Source organism: Streptomyces sp. 13-12-16 (genome assembly GCF_002114215.1).
In the GTDB taxonomy this organism is placed as follows: Bacteria; Actinomycetota; Actinomycetes; order Streptomycetales; family Streptomycetaceae; genus Streptomyces.
Map to the genome: position 1 here is coordinate 1 of NZ_NCTE01000845.1, position 2,159 is coordinate 2,159.

General features: G+C 73.6%; 2 protein-coding genes. One reads left to right on the forward strand and one right to left on the reverse strand.

All coding sequences use genetic code 11. The features are described from left to right. Positions 1-133: 133 nt before the first annotated feature. Entirely contained in the window at positions 134-1,153 is a 1,020-nt protein-coding gene (locus B7767_RS30370) for a bile acid:sodium symporter family protein (protein WP_085574949.1), read from the reverse strand. Between the two features lie 171 nt (positions 1,154-1,324). Here B7767_RS30370 and B7767_RS30375 point away from each other — a divergent pair. Next, positions 1,325-2,159 (forward strand): LysR family transcriptional regulator (locus B7767_RS30375; protein ID WP_085574948.1); only part of this gene is annotated, 835 nt, incomplete at its 3' end.

Sequence of the window (2,159 nt, forward strand, 5' to 3'; positions counted from 1 at the left end):
GGCGGGGCCCCAGCCGGCGGGGAGCGCCCCCTGCGCCGCGGGGCCCCGCCTCGGTATGAGGCCCCGCGGCCCCGGGCGGCCGGTGCCCGGCCGCGACCGGACCGGTCGAAGAGCACCGGGGACGCCGTACCGCTCAGCCGGAACGCGTCCCCGTACCGGCCCCGGTCGGTGCGTGTCCGGTCCGGTCCGGGACGGTGACCTCCGCCTCCTCGACGGGGTCGTGCGAGCGGCGCTTGGCGATCACCGCGCACACCATCAGCTGCGTCTGGTGGAACAGCATCAGCGGCAGCACGGCCAGCGAGGCCTGTGCCCCGAACAGCACGCTCGCCATGGGCAGCCCGGCGGCCAGCGACTTCTTCGAGCCGGCGAACTGGATCGCGATCCGGTCCTCCCGGCCGAACCGCAGCGCCTTGGCGCCGTACCAGGTCAGCAGCAGCATCACGGCGAGCAGGACGGCCTCGACGGCGAGCAGTCCGCCGAGCCGGGCGGGGCTCACCTGGTGCCAGACGCCCTGCACCATGCCCTCGCTGAACGCGGTGTAGACGACGAGCAGGATCGAGCCGCGGTCGACCAGCCCCAGTGCCTTCCGGTGCCGGGAGACGAATCCGCCGATCCAGCGGCGCAACAGCTGCCCGGCGACGAACGGCACCAGCAGCTGGAGCACGATCCCCACCACCGACCCGGCGGAGAACCCGCCCCCGCCGCTGCCCAGCAGCGTCGCCGCGAGCAGCGGGGTGACGACGATGCCGACCAGCGAGGAGAAGGAGCCGGCGCAGATCGCGGCGGGCACGTTGCCGCGGGCGATGGAGGTGAACGCGATCGACGACTGGATGGTGGACGGGACCAGGGTGAGGAAGAGCAGGCCCTGGTAGAGCGGGTCGGTCAGGAACACCGGGACGAGTCCGCGGGCGGCCAGGCCCAGCACCGGGAAGACGACGAAGGTGCAGGCCAGCACGGTGACGTGGAGCCGCCAGTGCTTCAGCCCGTCCAGGGCCTCGCGGGTGGAGAGCCGGGCACCGTAGAGGAAGAACAGGAAGGCGATCGCGGCGGTGGAGGCACCGGAGGCGACGTCCGCGCCGGTCCCCCGCGCGGGGAGCAGCGCGGCGAGGCCCACGGTCCCGAGCAGCAGCAGGACGTACGGGTCGATCGGCATCCAGTTCGGCCGGCGCAGGCGTTTCACGGTGCTCCACTTGCTCAGGTACTCGGTGCTCGGGTGTTCACGGGCGTCCCCTCCCCATCCTGCTCCCTCCCGCCGTGATCGGGAATCCGGTATACCGCTCTCACTGTCATCACGTTCCGCGATGACCGCCGCTACTCTGGCCGCATGTACGACCCGACGCATCTGCGGACGTTCCTGTCGGTGGCGCAGACGCTGAGCTTCACGCAGGCGGCGCGGCGGCTCGGGCTGCGCCAGTCGACGGTGAGCCAGCACGTGCGGCGGCTGGAGGAGGCCACCGGACGGCAGCTGTTCACGCGGGACACCCACTCGGTGGAGCTGACCGAGGACGGCGAGGCGATGCTCGGCTTCGCCCGGCGCATCCTGGACGTGCACGAGCAGGCCGCGCAGTTCTTCACCGGCACCCGGCTGCGCGGACGGCTGCGGTTCGGCGCGTCGGAGGACTTCGTGCTGACCCGGCTGCCGGAGATCCTGGAGCGGTTCCGGCACGAGCACCCGGAGGTCGACCTGGAGCTGACGGTCGAGCTGTCGGGCATCCTGCACGAGCGGCTGGCGGCGGGCCGGCTGGACCTGGTGCTGGCCAAGCGGCGGCCCGAGGATCCGCGGGGCGAGCTGGTCTGGCACGACGAGCTGGTGTGGATCGGTGCGCCGGGGCTGCGGCCGGCCCCGAACCGTCCGGTGCCGTTGATCGTCTATCCGCCGCCGGGCATCACCCGGGCCCTGGCCCTGCGGGCGCTGGAGCGGGAGGGCCGTCAGTGGCGCATCGTGTGCACCAGCGGCAGCCTCAACGGGCTGCTCGCGGCGGCCCGCGCCGGGCTCGGCGTGATGGTGCACTCGCGCGGGCTGATCCCGCCGGGGCTGGTGCGGATGCCGGAGCGGGCGGGGCTGCCGGAACCGGGCGAGGTGGACTTCGTGGTGGCGCACGGGCGGCGCCGCCCCTCCGCCCAGGGCGCAGCGGACGCGTTGGCGTCGGCGATCCTCG

Bases quoted from the DNA above. Each gene is read 5' to 3' on its own strand.
- B7767_RS30370 (WP_085574949.1), bottom strand. From the start codon at position 1,153: ATGCCGATCGACCCGTACGTCCTGCTGCTGCTCGGGACCGTGGGCCTC.